The 15,314-nt window shown below is 50.7% G+C and carries 15 protein-coding genes; all 15 read left to right on the top strand.

Annotated features, from left to right (window positions below; genetic code table 11):
- Window positions 1–962: hypothetical protein (locus tag KJ869_02680; protein MBU1576094.1), on the top strand; the 962-nt coding region annotated here is incomplete at its 5' end.
- 57 nt (window positions 963–1,019) lie between these two features.
- Window positions 1,020–1,421 (top strand): preQ(1) synthase, encoded by a 402-nt coding sequence (gene queF / locus KJ869_02675; protein MBU1576093.1) that lies wholly within the window; start codon window positions 1,020–1,022, stop codon window positions 1,419–1,421.
- Window positions 1,422–1,744: 323 nt separating this feature from the next.
- Window positions 1,745–2,116, top strand: a complete 372-nt coding sequence (queD, locus tag KJ869_02670; protein ID MBU1576092.1) for a 6-carboxytetrahydropterin synthase QueD — start codon at window positions 1,745–1,747, stop codon at window positions 2,114–2,116.
- Complete coding sequence (gene queC, locus KJ869_02665) at window positions 2,103–2,780, top strand: 7-cyano-7-deazaguanine synthase QueC (GenBank protein ID MBU1576091.1); 678 nt, start codon at window positions 2,103–2,105, stop codon at window positions 2,778–2,780. Before queD ends, queC begins: the two co-directional genes overlap by 14 nt.
- Before the next feature lie 39 nt (window positions 2,781–2,819).
- A complete protein-coding gene (locus KJ869_02660) occupies window positions 2,820–3,470 on the top strand; it encodes a hypothetical protein (protein MBU1576090.1) in 651 nt (216 codons plus the stop codon).
- Between the two features lie 2 nt (window positions 3,471–3,472).
- Window positions 3,473–4,147, top strand: coding sequence for a 7-carboxy-7-deazaguanine synthase QueE (locus KJ869_02655; protein ID MBU1576089.1), 675 nt, complete (start codon window positions 3,473–3,475; stop codon window positions 4,145–4,147).
- 177 nt (window positions 4,148–4,324) lie between these two features.
- Window positions 4,325–5,428, top strand: coding sequence for a 4Fe-4S dicluster domain-containing protein (locus KJ869_02650; GenBank protein MBU1576088.1), 1,104 nt, complete (start codon window positions 4,325–4,327; stop codon window positions 5,426–5,428).
- Between the two features lie 142 nt (window positions 5,429–5,570).
- Window positions 5,571–6,407, top strand: coding sequence for an FAD/NAD(P)-binding protein (locus KJ869_02645; GenBank protein MBU1576087.1), 837 nt, complete (start codon window positions 5,571–5,573; stop codon window positions 6,405–6,407).
- A 103-nt stretch (window positions 6,408–6,510) separates the two neighbouring features.
- Window positions 6,511–6,975 carry a hydrogenase maturation protease gene (locus tag KJ869_02640; protein MBU1576086.1) on the top strand — a complete coding sequence of 155 codons (465 nt, stop codon included), beginning with the start codon at window positions 6,511–6,513 and terminating at the stop codon, window positions 6,973–6,975.
- 394 nt (window positions 6,976–7,369) lie between these two features.
- Complete coding sequence (locus KJ869_02635) at window positions 7,370–8,821, top strand: hypothetical protein (GenBank protein ID MBU1576085.1); 1,452 nt, start codon at window positions 7,370–7,372, stop codon at window positions 8,819–8,821.
- Window positions 8,822–8,913: 92 nt separating this feature from the next.
- Window positions 8,914–9,534, top strand: a complete 621-nt coding sequence (locus tag KJ869_02630) for a hypothetical protein (protein MBU1576084.1) — start codon at window positions 8,914–8,916, stop codon at window positions 9,532–9,534.
- A 162-nt stretch (window positions 9,535–9,696) separates the two neighbouring features.
- The gene (locus tag KJ869_02625; protein MBU1576083.1) at window positions 9,697–10,596 is read left to right on the top strand and encodes a hypothetical protein; all 900 of its coding nucleotides are present in this window, start codon (window positions 9,697–9,699) and stop codon (window positions 10,594–10,596) included.
- Window positions 10,597–10,641: 45 nt separating this feature from the next.
- Window positions 10,642–12,684 (top strand): hypothetical protein, encoded by a 2,043-nt coding sequence (locus KJ869_02620; protein MBU1576082.1) that lies wholly within the window; start codon window positions 10,642–10,644, stop codon window positions 12,682–12,684.
- Between the two features lie 79 nt (window positions 12,685–12,763).
- Complete coding sequence (locus KJ869_02615; protein ID MBU1576081.1) at window positions 12,764–13,402, top strand: porin family protein; 639 nt, start codon at window positions 12,764–12,766, stop codon at window positions 13,400–13,402.
- A 92-nt stretch (window positions 13,403–13,494) separates the two neighbouring features.
- On the top strand, window positions 13,495–15,168 hold the full coding sequence (locus tag KJ869_02610) for an NADH-quinone oxidoreductase subunit C (GenBank protein ID MBU1576080.1): 1,674 nt from the start codon (window positions 13,495–13,497) through the stop codon (window positions 15,166–15,168).
- Window positions 15,169–15,314: the final 146 nt, after the last annotated feature.

Raw genomic sequence — 15,314 nt, 5'->3', positions numbered from 1 at the left:
ATTATATGGATGCTAGTACTAAAAAACCTATAAAGTTAGTGAAAGATTTAATAATAGACGAAAGAACGTTATGTTTTTCGCCCGATGGTTATAAAATTGGCTTTGTTGGCTGGTATGAAGATGGTAAACATCTAAACGATATTGTTCCACAAATTTATATTTATTATATGGAAAACAAATTTCTCTATCAAGCCACCCGCTACCAAACAGGTTATAATGGCTACGGGATAGCAACCCCAATATTATATTTTTCTTGGGGTAAAAACAGTGATCAAATTTTATTTTTTTATAATCCGAATGACGGCAAAATAAATAAAGAGTTCAATGTTTTAAACTTAAATACTTTAAAAACAGAAACGCTACCAATGCCAACAGTAGGCAGATTTGGTATCGGATATATATCTGACTGGTCATATAATAATGAATATTTCGCTTTGTGTGATTTGTATGATTTATATTTATATGAATTTAAGGTCAATAAATGGCGAAGGCTTACTGATAATAAAGAACGGGACATTGAAGATATTTTATCGTGGACAAAAGATGGTTCGAAACTGTTATATAAGTATTATAATTATGAAAAAACATTTTTATATGATGTTTTAGAAAATAAAGAAATTGAGTTAAAATATTATCTGCAAAATATCAAATGGATGAACAAAGAGAAAGGATTGTATTTCATAAAATACGATTCGATTATAACCGTTAATAAAAAATATGGTAGAAGATGGATGCCCAATTTATATATATTGAACAATATGTTTGAAAATGAAATGCCGTTATTGGTTAAAGAAGATATTTATAATTATACATTGATAAACGATTCAACTATTGTGTTTGTTGAAAAATATGGAAAACAACAAAACTGTTTGTGTGCATATAATATATATACAAAAAAACAAATTATATTAGCTGATAAAAAATATAAACCTGAAAATCCTATAGGATATTATAAGCAGTAATAATTGCAGTGAATTATAATATTTAAAAACCAAGAATTAAAAAAACGAAGGAATATCATGCCAAAGAAAAATTATGGACTGACATTATTGGGTAAAAAGGTCACCAAGCCCAGCGGCAAACTGGAGGCCTTTCCCAACAAGTATCCCAAGCGTGATTACCAGGTGGTGTTGGAATCGGCCGAGTTCACCGCGGTCTGCCCCATCACCGGGCAGCCGGACTTCGGGACCATCACCGTAAATTACATTCCGGATAAGCTGATCATCGAATCAAAATCCCTAAAACTCTACCTGTGGTCCTTTCGCAATCAGGGTATTTTCCACGAAGAGGCGGTCAATAAAATACTGGATGACATCGTCAAAATCGCCAAGCCGCGGCGCTGCGAAGTAACCGGGTTCTTCAATGCCCGGGGAGGTATTGCTATTAATGTAAGCGCCAGCTATAATTGCGAGGACAAATAAATTCTTACCACCCCATCGTCCCCTCCTTGATCAAGGAGGGGATATAAGGGTGGTCTATAATTGTAAAGCTAAGCAATCCAAGCTTTGGATCGCTTCATTTGTAAAGCCATACAGCCTTCTCGCGATGACGAGACCACTGTCACCCTGAGAAGTCAATTTTGGTTGGCAAGCCGAATGGGTGACTGGGTGACAGGGTCATCCCTCAATCTGTGTTGCTTCGACGTGTTCCTTCAATAGTTAAGTTTCTTGTCTTTATCAGGACAGGCGCTCGGGATGACAAAATGTAGAAATTAATCACTAAAATCACGTCACAAGGAGACACAATGTATTACGTATCCGCCGTCCAGCACTTTTCCGCGGCCCATAGCCTTAGGGACTATCAGGGGAAGTGCGAAAACCTGCACGGCCACAACTACAAGGTTGAGGTGGAGTTGAAGGGCCAGGAGCTGACCAAGGCCGGCATGGTGGTAGATTTCACCGACCTGCGAACGGCCATGGACAAGGTTCTTTCCCGGATGGACCACAAGCACCTCAACGAGATCAAGCCCTTCGACAAGATCAACCCCACCGCCGAGAACATTGCCAAGATGATCTACGAAGAGATGCTGCTGAAATTCAGCGCCAAGAAGATCAAAGTCAGCCAGGTGGTGGTATGGGAAAGCGAAGGATGCAAGGCCACCTATGGGCCTAAATAAAAAAGCCGTGATCCTGCTGTCCGGCGGGCTGGATTCGGCCACCGTGCTGTATTGGGCCATCGACAAAGGCTATAAACCGCAGGCCCTGATATTCGACTACGGCCAACGGCACCGCCGCGAGGTCGGCTCGGCCAAAGCCTTGTGCAAAAAGGCCGGGGTGCCATGCCGGGTCATTTCCATAAAACTGCCCTGGCAGGGCAGCAGCCTGCTGGAAAAAAAGGCGGCTCTGCCCAAGGCCAAAAACGTCAAGGCTGTTGGAGCCGAGATCCCTTCCACCTATGTGCCAGGCCGAAACACCCTGTTTCTCAGCTATGGATTATCATTGGCCGAGGCCATGGGGGCCGGAGCGGTGATGATCGGCGCCAATGCCCTGGATTACTCGGGCTATCCCGACTGCCGCCCGGATTACATCGCGGCCATGTCAAAGGTCTTCAAACTGGGCACCAAGGCCGGACGCCAGGGAAGGCCGATAAAGATAGTTGCGCCCCTTCTGAAAATGACCAAATCCCAAATAATTAAATTGGGAATCAATTTAGGCGTGCCCTATGCCCTGACCTGGTCTTGCTACAGCGGCGGTAAAAAGCCCTGTGGCACCTGCGATTCCTGCTTGTTGCGGGCCAAGGGGTTCAAGGAAGCCAAGATGAAAGATCCAGCAGACAGCTAACCACAAAGGCACCAAGACACAAATAAAAATCAGGGAAATATGTTAAAGAAATTTCTAATATGCTCAGCGTTCTTGTTGGTAGTTGTTCTATTTCCAATTGTCTCCTTTGCCCAGGATTCCACCCTCATCAAACTGCAGCAGAAGATGGATCGGCAGAAGAAAGAGCAGAAGGAACTGGTATACAGTTTCAATACCATTACCTATGTCCATAAGCTGGACAAACAGGGCGGGATAGAAAAAACCGATACCGTCAGGACCTGGCAGAAATTCAAGGGCGATTCACTGCAGGAATACACCCTGATTTATCCGGCTGAGAAGAAAAAACAAGAACACAAAGAAAGTATAACCCTGCCTAATTTTAATGATTCAACCTATATCTTTGAAGTGATTCCAATTACTGAAACAGAAGTTTTGGGTAAAATAAAATTCAGCCCCAAGAAGCCTAAAAAAGGTAATTTAGCCGGTGAGTTTTTTTATGATCCGAAAAAATTAACATTAAGCTCAGCAAGCGCCATAATGCCAAAAATGAAATGGCCGGTAAGTGAATTTGAAATGAAAATCACGTTTACAGAAATTGACGGCATTTTGTTTACCTTGGATTATTGGGTGCAGGCCGCATGGAATGCGCTGATCAGCAAGGGCCGGATGCGGGTGGAGAGCCAAAATTCGGATTTTAAGATATACCGGTAAAAATGAAAGCCAAAATAACCGAAATATTTCATTCCCTGCAGGGCGAAGGCATCTATCTGGGCGATCCCACCACCTTTGTGCGCTTGGCCGGCTGCAATCTGGATTGTTCTTATTGTGACACCCCTCAGGCCAAGGATGACGGCAAGACAATCGAGATGGATACCTCTGAGGCCTTAGCTAAAATAAACGCCATTACTCAGCCGGGGCAGTTCGTCTCCTTCACCGGCGGGGAGCCGCTGCTGCAGGCGAAATTCATTTCGGCCATCATTCCAGCCCTAAAAGAACAAAAGTTTCGGACCTATCTGGAGACCAACGGCACCCTGCCCCGGGAATTAGCATCCCTTATCTCCGGGATCGACGTGGTCTCTATGGACATCAAGCCCCCCTCGGCCTGCGGGAAAGACCATTGGGATGTTCAGAAGGATTTTTTGAATATCACCAAGAACAAGGTTTTCGTCAAGATGGTGGTCTGTGACAATACTATTCAAGCTGAAGTTGAACGGGCCGCCAAAATGATAGCCGCTGTTGATAAAAAGATCATCCTTGTCCTGCAGCCGGCCGAAGGGAAAACCGTTCCGGACATGCAAATGGTGCGCAGATACCAAGGTCTGGCCGGTCAGTTTTTAACCCATGTCAGCATAATCCGGCAACTGCACAAGATCTGGCAGATAAGATAACAAAAGAAGAATTTTCACACCTAACGGAACGCATAAAAAGGGCTTGACTTTTTGTCGTCTTTGTGAAATAATTCACAAATTATGGCCATATGTTAAAGGGCCCTTTTGTCATTGGCCCTCTTTTTGTTAAGCCCGTTGAGTACAATGCTAAAAACAATATAAACCGGATCATATCATATGTCGCAAAACAAGAGTTATTCACTTGCCAAATCCAAGGTACCGGAGCTGCTGGCTCGCCTGATAAAAAAAGGCGACGAGCTTTGGGGGCCGATGGCCGGCGAGAACGGAGACAATTTTTTTGGCCAGCTGTCGTCCGAGAAAGAGCTGGCCGGGGATTACGTCAACGGCTATCTGGGCGCCAAGCGGTTCGTATTTCCCCAGATCGAGGAGATGTTCCGCTACAAAAAGAACAAATCTGGACTGGAGCTGTCCCCGCCGGAAGCCATGCCGCGGGCGGTGATCTGGGGCATCCGGTCCTGCGATATGTCGGCGGTTAATTATTTCGACAGCTTCTTCGGGCAGGGCACAAAATCCGGCCCGGACTGGAAGTCTGGCGATCCCCTACCGGACCCATTGTACGAGGCCAGAAGAAACCGGGCGGTGTTCATTACCATCGGCTGCAACGTGGCCGGGCCCAAGTGTTTCTGCGTCTGCACCGACAGCGGCCCGTTTCTGGCCCAGGGCTATGATATTCAGCTTACCGACTTGGGTGACCGTTACTTTGCCGAGGTGGGCAGCCCCAAGGGCGAGGAGTTTATCAAGGAATTCAAAGAATATTTCACCACGACCCAGGACGGCGACCAGCATGCCCGCCGCAATTTGGAAAACGAGGCCGAAAAGACCTTCCAACAGCCCATCAGTTTCTTTTCCAAAGCCATGCGCCGGATGGACCAGGGGCACCTCAAGCCGGAGTTCTGGCAGAAGGTGGCCGATTACTGCATTGGCTGCGGCGGATGTATCTATGTCTGTCCGATGTGCTCCTGTTTTGATGTGGACGACAAGATGGAGTCCGATACCGAAGGCCTGCGCTACCGCAGCTGGGATACCTGCGATTTTGCGGGGTTCACCCGCGAGGTGTCGGGCCACAATCCCCGGGCCACCAGGGCCGACCGCCGCAAGCGCTGGTTCTATCACAAGGTATCCATGGATTATTTGGAGAAGAACCCGGTGATCGGATGCGTGGGCTGCGGCAGATGCGTGATCGCCTGCCCCGGCGGGGTTGACATGCCGACGGTGATCCGCTGGATGAGAAAAACGGACACAGAAAGCACTAAGTCCTAAATACAAAACCTGGATTCCTGCTGGAGTTTACACTGAAGGCAATGAAGCGCAGGAATGACCGCAAAGAAATAAAATTACTGTTGAACATCGAAGATGATTAATTTTCGCGTGTTTAGCGGGCAAAAAATAAAACAAGAGCATTATGAATCCCAATATCTACCTACCGTACATTTCGGAGATCACCGACATCAAGCAGGAGACACCCGACACCCGCACCTATGATGTCAGAATAAAAAAGAAGGACGAGGCCAAGCTGTTCATCTCGCGTCCCGGGCAATTCGTGGAGGCCTCGGTGTTCGGGGCCGGCGAGGCGCCCTTCGGATTGACCACCTCGCCCCAGGAGCCGGGCGTGATGACCTTTACAGTGCGGGCCTGCGGCCGGGTGACCAATGCCCTCAATGAGATGAAAGTGGGCGATGAGATCGGTATCAAGGGGCCGTTGGGCAACAGTTTTCTGGATAAGATAGACTCCAAGGGCAAGGACGTGCTGGTGATCGGGGGTGGCATCGGCCTTCCGCCGCTGCGCTCCATGATTGACCACATATTCAATCACCGTTCCGATTACCGCGATTTCACCATTCTCTACGGAGCCCGGACCCCGGCCGACCGGGTCTATAAATATCAGTTAAGCGAATGGGAAAAGAAGACCGACCTGAAGCTGATCCAGACGGTGGATGTGGCCGATAAGGAATGGACCGGAAACGTGGGGGTGGTAACCACCCTGTTCCCCAAGCTGAAATTGGACATTCCCAACACCGTGGTTTACACCTGCGGGCCGCCCATCATGATCAAGTTCGTGATCATCGAGCTCCTCAAGCTGGGACTGCCGGAGAAGCAGATCGTCTCCACTTTGGAGCGCTACATGAAGTGCGGGGTGGGCAAGTGCGGCCACTGCTGCATCGGGAACAAGTATGTCTGCACCGAGGGGCCGGTGTTCAACTACACCGAGATCAAGGGGCTGGCCGAGGAGGCGTTCTAACGATTGGAAGACTATAGCCATACAATGGTGATACAATTGAAATACAATTGCGGAACAACTGCTGGTCAAACGTATAATCATGGTATAACTTATCGAGGCAACCATGCCTGACCTGTTTGAATATCTTGGTTCTTTAAATGGCGACTCGCTGATCATCGGGGTGGGAAATGTTCTGCGGGGCGATGACGGGTTCGGCCCGGAGTTGGTTAAAAATCTTTCAGGCAGAACCAAAGTCAACCTGCTTGATGGCGGGGAGACCCCGGAGGATCTTTTGAGCCAGATAGTCCAATTGGCTCCGGCCAGACTGGTGATAGCCGATGCGGTGGCCCTGGGAGGAATGCCGGGCGATGCGGCCCTTTTGGAGAGCGACCAATTGGGCAAGCGGATAGCGGTATCCACCCACAATCTGTCGCTTCTTATGTTCATCAAGTATTTGAAGGAAAAACTGCCGGAGCTGGATATCAAAATACTGGGAGTACAACCCAGAGGCATAGAGTTCGGCAAAGGGTTGAGTACCGAGGTAAGAACGACCATAGATAATCTGGCAGGGATCATTGCGGGCCGTTAGGGTATTTTCACACCAAGCCACAGAGACGCTAAGGTTAATAAGAATTTTCTTAGTCATCCTGAGGAAACTTCGGAGCAATGCAGGTTGAAGGATGACGGGTGTCACCCGTTCAGCCTGTCGGGCGGATAGATTTCTCAGGGTGACAAAAGGCTTGTCATCCTGAAGGCGGCAGCAGGTTTCACAATTGAAGGATCTGCGCCAAGGGGGCATAGATTCTTCGGCTTGGCCAGCAGGCTGCCGGTCTCAGAATAACGAAACGGCTGTCAGGTTGAAGGATGAATTGTCGTCGCCCGTTCGGCCTGTTGGGCGGGCAGATTTCTCAGGGTGACATAAAGGCGCGTCATCGCACAGAATGACGATCAAAAAATATAAACTCATACTATTATAGAAGATTATGTTAGGTTCCATACTTATCGTAATGCTGATACTGCCTTTTCTGGGGGCATTGATAACCCAGTGGCTGCCGGAAAAGAAGCAGGACATCTTTGCCGCGGTGGTGGCCTCGCTGGTAACCATCCTTTCCCTGCTGGTGGTGCTGCTGGCCTACGGCAAAAGGTTCTCCCTGCCGCTGATCAACTGGCCCTGGCTGCCGGATGTTCCCGGGATCATGGGGGTCTTCATAGACCCGCTTTCCATGGTGCTGCTGCTGGTGACCACCATCATCGGGCTGCTGGTGACCTTCTACTCCCGGGACTACCTGTCGCCGGAGAACAAGTTTCACCCGGTTAAGGATGGCAAGAGACGCTTCTATCTGTGGCACCTGTTGTTCCTGGGGGCCATGGTCGGGGTTTCGGTGTCGGCCAATTTCCTGCAGTTGTTCATCTTCTGGGAGCTGACCACCATCTGTTCCTGGGCCCTGATCTCCTACTATCATAACAAAGAATCCCTGGATGCCGGGTTTGAGGCCCTGATCAAGACCTTCTTCGGCGGGATCTTCTTCCTGATCGCCCTGATCGTGCTGTTCGTCAACACCGGCAGTTTCGGCTTCGACGCCATCAACCTGCTGACCCCCCAGATGAAGACAGTGATCTTCATACTGTTCCTGATAGCGGCCTGGGCCAAGTCCAGCCAGATCGTGTTCTTCGCCTGGCTGCCCAACGCCATGGCGGCTCCCACCCCGGTGTCCTGCTACCTGCACGCCGCGGCCATGGTCAAGGCCGGGGTCTATTTAATGGCCCGGGTAACCATCTCCACGGTGGGTTTCTCCTACGGGCTGGGCCTGCTGGTGGCGGTGTTCGCGGTGATGACCATGCTGGCCTCGCTGTTTCTGTTCTTCTTTCAGACAGACATCAAAAAATTTCTGGCCTATTCCACCATCGCCCACCTGGGATACATCTTCCTGGGCATCGGCCTGGGGGTGATGGGTTCGCACTACGGCTATCAGGGGGCCATTCTGCACATCATCTGCCACGCGCCGGCCAAGGCCCTGCTGTTCATTTGCGTGGGGGCCATCGCCTACGCCACCGGCACCCGCAACATGGACGAGCTGGGCGGCCTGACCAAGACCATGCCCCTGGCGTCAATCGCCTTCATCATCGGGACCCTGGGCGTTACCGGGATCGCCCCGCTGTCCTGCTACTGGTCCAAGCTATTTCTGATGGAGGGCGTCATCGAGATCGGCGGCAAGACCGCGGTGTTCCTGATAATCCCCTTCGTGGCTGAGATCATAATCGCCTTCGCCTGGTATTTCTTCGTGGCTCACAAGGTGTTCTTCGGCGAGCCTTCTGAGAAAGTCAACCAGGCCATAAAACTTCCAATGAACTCCAAGGTCATTTTGATAGTCCTGATGATACTGACCGTGATCGCCCCGCTGGTGGGTTTGCCGCTGATAAAATTAATAAGGTAGACCTCTCCCCTTCGACAAGCTCAGTGCATCGCCTTGATCCCTCCCCCGGTGGGAGAGGGAAAAGGTTTAAAAGAATTGAAGAAAATTGTTATATGAATAAGCCCCTGTTAAAAACATTATGCTGCTTCATTGTTTTTCTTCAATTTGCCGGCTGTGCCAGTATGCCCAAGCCGACTCCTCCGGTTGTAATATATGATAGTGAGCCCTCTTCGATAGCAACAGTTCTTCCTGATACGGTAAGCTATAATGGCTTTCGCCAGAAGATCGCAGAACTCAAAGGAAAAATTAAATATAACAATGATGGCAAACAGGAATATTTATCGCTTTATAATAAGGTCGAGGAGTTGGACAGCGTTCAAATCGGGCACGAAGGTAGAAATATCAAAATAAGGAATAGGGCAACAACCATCGGGGCGATTGTTCCCTTAGTCGTAGGAGTCAGTTTTGCAGTTTGGGGTTTTTCCGAGGCGAATGAACCCGGCTGCTCCGAAGCAAATGCCATCATAGGTGCAGCTTCGTATGCGGTATTGCTGATAACCCCATTGGCCACGGGCCTTGGCGCGCTGATCGGCTTGTTCGGATCGGGGATTATAATGGGCGATGATGTGAAAAAGGAGCATAAAGCAACTTTGGCCGGGTTGGTAGATGATTATAACTTACTTAATAAATCCACGATAGCACCGGTGGTGTCAGACTCGACAAATAAACAGTAATAATGTATCAAAGATTTGTGGCCTATCGTTGGAATTCAAAGATGATACTGACCGTGATCGCCCCGTTAGTGGGACTGCCGCTGATAAAATTAATAAGGTAGACCCCTCCCTAACCCTCCCCCGGTGGGAGAGGGAATTATTAGGTTTTAAAAAGTGGGGAACATGAAGCGCACAAAAGAAAAAACATTTTACTCCTTTTTGATGTTAATGCAAATAATTGGTTGCGCAACCATGGGACCATCGACTAAAAAGGCAGACGGGGTATACGATGATAAAAACCCGGGGAGTTGGGCGGTATATAAAATTCGTGAAGATTCTCTGAAAGTAGACAAAGTATATTTTGAGGGAATTGACAGGGGTCTCTTTTATAATAAAAGTACGGAGGTTTTGGTAAAAACCAACTATATAGGGCTAATGCATCGTGACAGCAGCACCACGGCCATAGGGGCCAAGGCCGATTCATTGCGCTGGAAGAAACAGAATCCGATTGGCGCTGCTTTTGGCGGGTTTGGTTTAGGTTGGTTTGCTGGTGCATTGATTGGAGGGGTTATCGCACAAGCAGCAGATAAGGACACATATGTTTGTGGTGTTCTTGGTGCGATGTTAGGCGGGGCGGCGATGGCAAGCAGGTTTGTGTACCGGAGCAGGATGCCCAATCCTTTGGTTAAAGATAAAAGGGCATTGTGTTCCCTGGTGGAAAAATATAATAACCTATATGACGAACATTTGATAAATCTGCAGTATCCTTTGATTCAGGCACCCCGGGGGCAACGATTGAGGAAAAAGGATTTTATTTCTAAACTAAAGGAGGTTCAGGTTAAGTCCCAGCGGTATTTGCCGGAGGCAGATTCTTTTCGCTTGCAATTAGATCAACAGATTAAGGACATGAAATATCAGGACAGCGTAGCTTTCAGCAAGGCTTTGCCAAAAAAATGGGAAAATGAAGAACCTCCAGCTGATAGGGTTAATAAAGTCAGTCAATTAATCAAACAGTATAATAAGGCAGTAAACGAGTATATAAAAAATTGCCGGGAATCGATGCTTCCGAATATAAAATCTTAGATCCCGATACGGCCAAATAAAGAATAACATAAATTCTTCGATAATATGAATCTTCAAACCGTCATTCTGTTCTCCATGGCAACGCTGTTCATAGGCGCTGCCGTAACCCTGTTGATGCCGTATTCCCGGCGGACCATCGGATGGATATCCTTCGTCTTCCAGACCGTGGCCTCGCTGGGCTTTCTCTACACGGCCCTGCGAGTGCTGGCCATCGGGACCTTCAACCTGGACAAGCCGGTATTCCAAGTGGCCGGCCTGGGGGCCTCGTTTCTGCTGAAGGTGGATGTGCTGTCTGCCATCTTCCTGCTGGTGATCACCATCGTCTCCTGGGCCGCCGGGCTGTACTCCATAGAATACATGAAGCATTACAAGGAATCACTGGCCCGCTATTATCCGCTGTTGCTGTTGTTCCTCCTGGGCATGTACGGAGTGGTGGTGGTGCGCGACCTGTTCTTCTTTATCGTCTTCTGGGAATTCATGACCCTGACCTCATATGCCCTGGTGGTCTACGAATGGGGCAACAAGACCAACGTCAACGCCGGGTTCAAATATTTTCTGATGACCCATATCGGAACCGCCGGGATCATCATCGCCGCCAACACCCTTTATCACTACAGCCAATCGTTCGACTTCAACGCCCTGGGCCCGGTGATGGGTCTTTTGCTGAACGATAACCCGGTTCTTCTGCACACCTTGTTGCTGTTGTTCTTTTTGGGCTTCGCCACCAAGGCCGGCATCTTTCCCTTCGGCGACTGGCTGCCCGACGCCCACCCGGCGGCGCCCTCCCCGATATCGGCCATTCTGTCCGGGGTGATGATCAAGATAGGCATCTACGGGATCCTCCGGGTCTTTTTGGGGATGCTGCCGGTTTCGCATTTCTCCTACACCTGGGGCATCATCATGGTCTGCTTCGGCACGGTGTCGCTGTTCATAGGCACCCTGACCGCCCTGTTCCAGAAGGACGCCAAGCGCCTGCTGGCCTTTTCGTCCATCGGGCAGATCGGCTATATTCTGCTGGCTGTCGGGGCCGGCCTGGCCCTGCTGCCCATCAGCCCGGCCATGGCCACCATCGCACTGATGGCCGGGGTCTATCACATCATCAACCACGCCTCCATAAAGACCATGCTCTTTTTATCGGCCGGCTCATTGCAGTACCAGACCGGGCACCGCGATCTGGACCGGCTGGGCGGCCTGGGCAAATATATGCCGCATACCGCGGTGGCCGCCCTGGTGGCCGGACTGGCCGTGGCTGGCATCCCCCCGCTTAACGGCTTTGCCTCCAAGTGGCTCATCTACCAGTCCACCCTGAACAGCGGGTTTGCGGTACCGCTTATTTTGGTGTGCGGCCTGGTGGCACTGTTCACCAGTCTGATAACGCTTTCCATGATGGTCAAATACCTGGGGATGAGTTTTCTGGGCCAGCGCCTGCCGGAGAATGCCAAGATAGAATCGGACGTTCCCGGAACAATGAAAGCTGCCCAGTATCTTTTGGTGGCGGTGATGTTCCTGCAGGGGCTGCTGGTGGTGCCCATCGCCAAGGTCATCTACCGGGCGGTATCCGGTTTCCAGACACCCTCATATTGGCCGCAATTCGCCTCGATAATAAACACCAGCCAGTGGGGCCTGGCCCTTAACTTCGGCGACGGATTGGTGGGCTTCTACAAGCCGTTGTTCGTGCTGATCGCTCTGGCGGTGCTGGGGCTGGTGGCCTGGATCATCTGGAAATCCGGCGGGGCCAAACAGAAGGTTTCCGATCTCTGGTATTCCGGCGAAGTACAGAGCCCGGAGGCGGTGCGTTACTATTCGGGCAGTTATTTCAAGACCTTCAAGCAGCATTTCAATATCCGATTCGGCAAGTACAGCCAGGAGGGGGTCTATCCCCACTGGAAGCTGCCCAATATAAAAAAATCCTTCAAGCTTAAGCATATTTTGGACGTGGACGACTGGCTGTATCGCCCGCTGGTCTATGTCGGGCACAAGGTCCTGGAGATTTTTGCCGGCACCCACAGCGGTTTCCCGCAATGGTATCTGCTTTGGATGGTGGTGGGTGCGGCGGTGGCGCTGTTCATCATGTTCATGGTGGGGTGACCCTTATTTAGCGATGATATAGGTCCCAGTTTAAAAAGTTTAAGAAGTTGAAAAGGTTAAAATGTTTGAAAGAGTCAATATGAAAAAAATATCCATCGTCTTGCTTTTGGTCAGTCTCTGCGGAATAGCCCAGGCCCAGTTCCAAAGCGATGACGAAGTGGTGACCGCGGCCCTGAATCAAAAAAAGTTCAGTGAAAATCTGGGCCGGCATCATGTCTCTTTCGGTTTTTTGGGATATTTCAAATCTACCAGCGGTGATTTTGAACTGCCGGGATTCGACCTCAGCCAGGGGACGGGGCAATATCTCAACTACCGTTACTCCTTCGATAAAAACGTTGACCTGGCGGTGGATGTCCGGGGCTGGACCAGCGATGAGGAGGTCAATGGTCTTAAGGGGGAAGTGACCGCCGGCGGAGTGGGAATAGGTTTAAGATATAATCTGGGAAGCGCAGGAGGTCGGCTGTTCCCTTATATTCAGGGCAACGTTTATTCGGCAACAGAGGAATACAAATTAAGCTACGCCGGCCTGAGCATAACCGGAAATAATAATGAGGACCCGGCTTTGGGCTTTGGAGTGAACGGCGGGGTTGAAATTAAACTGGGAAAACTTATATCCATTCCCATTGAGGCAAACTATCTTTACGGGAAACCGCTGGACGACATATCCGGCTATGGTGTTACTGGCGGGATCAGTTTCAACTGGGGGGATGTTAACTAAGCTGACAGCTATCGGGCTCAGTTTAAAATGTTGAAAAAGTTGAAGAGGTTATCTTGAGAAATTTAAATCATAATATATATTGGAAGTTCTAAATGACCAAACAGGATATTCTAAGCTTACTGAAAGCTAAATTGGGCGCCGGGTTCATGGGGTCCACCGAGCCGATCCCCGATCAGCTGTGGGTGGAGGTCAAGCCGGAGGCGGTGGTGCAAGCCACGGAGATACTGCACCGCCAGACCACCGCCAGATACCTGGTCAGCGTGGGCTCCGACGAGCGGGACATCAAGAAACGCTTCGCGGTCTACCACCTGTTCACCTTCGACAAGGACCATTTCTTTGTCACTTTAGACGTGACGGCCGATTCCCATACGCCCAGGGTGCCGTCCATCACCAACGTGATCGCCGGGGCCAACTGGTCGGAGCGCGAGATCCGTGACCTGCTGGGGATAGAGTTCCCCGGCCATCCCGATCCCCGGCGGCTGATACTGGCCGATGACTGGCCGGCCGAGGTCTACCCCCTGCGCAAGGAGTTCGATTACAGCCAAAAGCCGGAGTCCCATCCCGAGCAGGCCTACCAGTTCAAGGATAATCCTCCGGGGACCACGGTGGTGGCCATGGGGCCGTATTTCCCGGTGTTCGAGGAGGCCACCTATTTCCGGCTTTATGTGGAGGGCGAAAAGGTGGTGGACGTCGACTATCGCGGGTTCTACGCCCACCGGGGCATAGAAAAGCTGGGCGACCAGACCCTGACCTACAACCAGATCCCGTTCATGGCCGAGCGTATCTGCGGCATCTGCGGCTTCGTGCATAACGTCTCCTTCTGCAAACTGGTGGAGCATGCCGCCGACATCAAGGTGCCGCGGCGGGCCGACTACATCCGGACCATCATGCTGGAGCTGGAGCGCATCCATTCCCACGCCCTGTGGCTGGGGGTGGCCGGGCACATCATCGGCTTCGACACCGTGCTGATGCAGACCTGGCGGATGCGGGAGCCCATCATGTGGCTGTGCGAAAAGATCTCCGGCAACCGCAAAACATACGGCATGAACCTGATCGGCGGGGTGCGGCGCGATATTCCCCGGGCCCTGGTGCCCGAGATCCGCACCAAGATCAACAATATGGAGAAGGAATGGCTGGCGGTGCTGGACGCGGTCAAGGACGACACCACTCTCCGGATGCGCCTGGAGAAGGTCGGCATCCTTAATAAGGAGAGCTGTCACGAGTGGGCGGCGGTGGGCCCGGTGGCCCGGGCGGCCGATCTGGACATGGACGCCCGCAAGGACCATCCCTACTGCGCCTATGATGCCATTGATTTCAAGGTGATCACCGCCGACAGCAACGATGTCTGGGGCCGGACGGTGGTCCGGATCCTGGAGACACTGGAGTCCTTCAAGATAGTCAACCAATCGCTGGATGCTCTGATGGAACTGCCGGAGGGCGACATCATCACCGAGATCCGGCAGGATATCCCGGCCGGGCGCATCGCCATTTCGGCGGTGGAGGCTCCCCGCGGGGAGGATGTCCACTTTTTGCTGACCGGAGGCAATAACCGGCCGGAGCGCTGGAGGGTGCGCTGCCCAACCTACCCCAACCTGCCGACCATCCCGGATATGGTCCGGGGCGAGCAGGTGGCCGACGTGCCGATCATCGTGGGCTCCATAGATCCCTGTTTCTCCTGCACCGAGCGGATGGAGGTGGTGGACGTTGATTCCGGAAAGATCAGGATATACAGCCAGGAGGAGTTGTCGAGCTGGACGGCAAAGTAAAGTTAGAAGAAGTTTGAAATAGTTGGATATGGTGTTTAGGAAATGAATAGAAGTATAAAAATATTAATATTGTTTCTGGCTGTTATTCCAGAATATATCTATGGCGGGGATGTCTTGCCAGTAGAAGTAAGAAATTATTTTAATCT

This window comes from Candidatus Edwardsbacteria bacterium, assembly GCA_018821925.1.
Lineage (GTDB): Bacteria > Edwardsbacteria > AC1 > AC1 > EtOH8 > UBA2226.
Note: the sequence above shows the minus strand (reverse complement) of the source record. Positions and strands in the feature narration are given on the sequence as shown.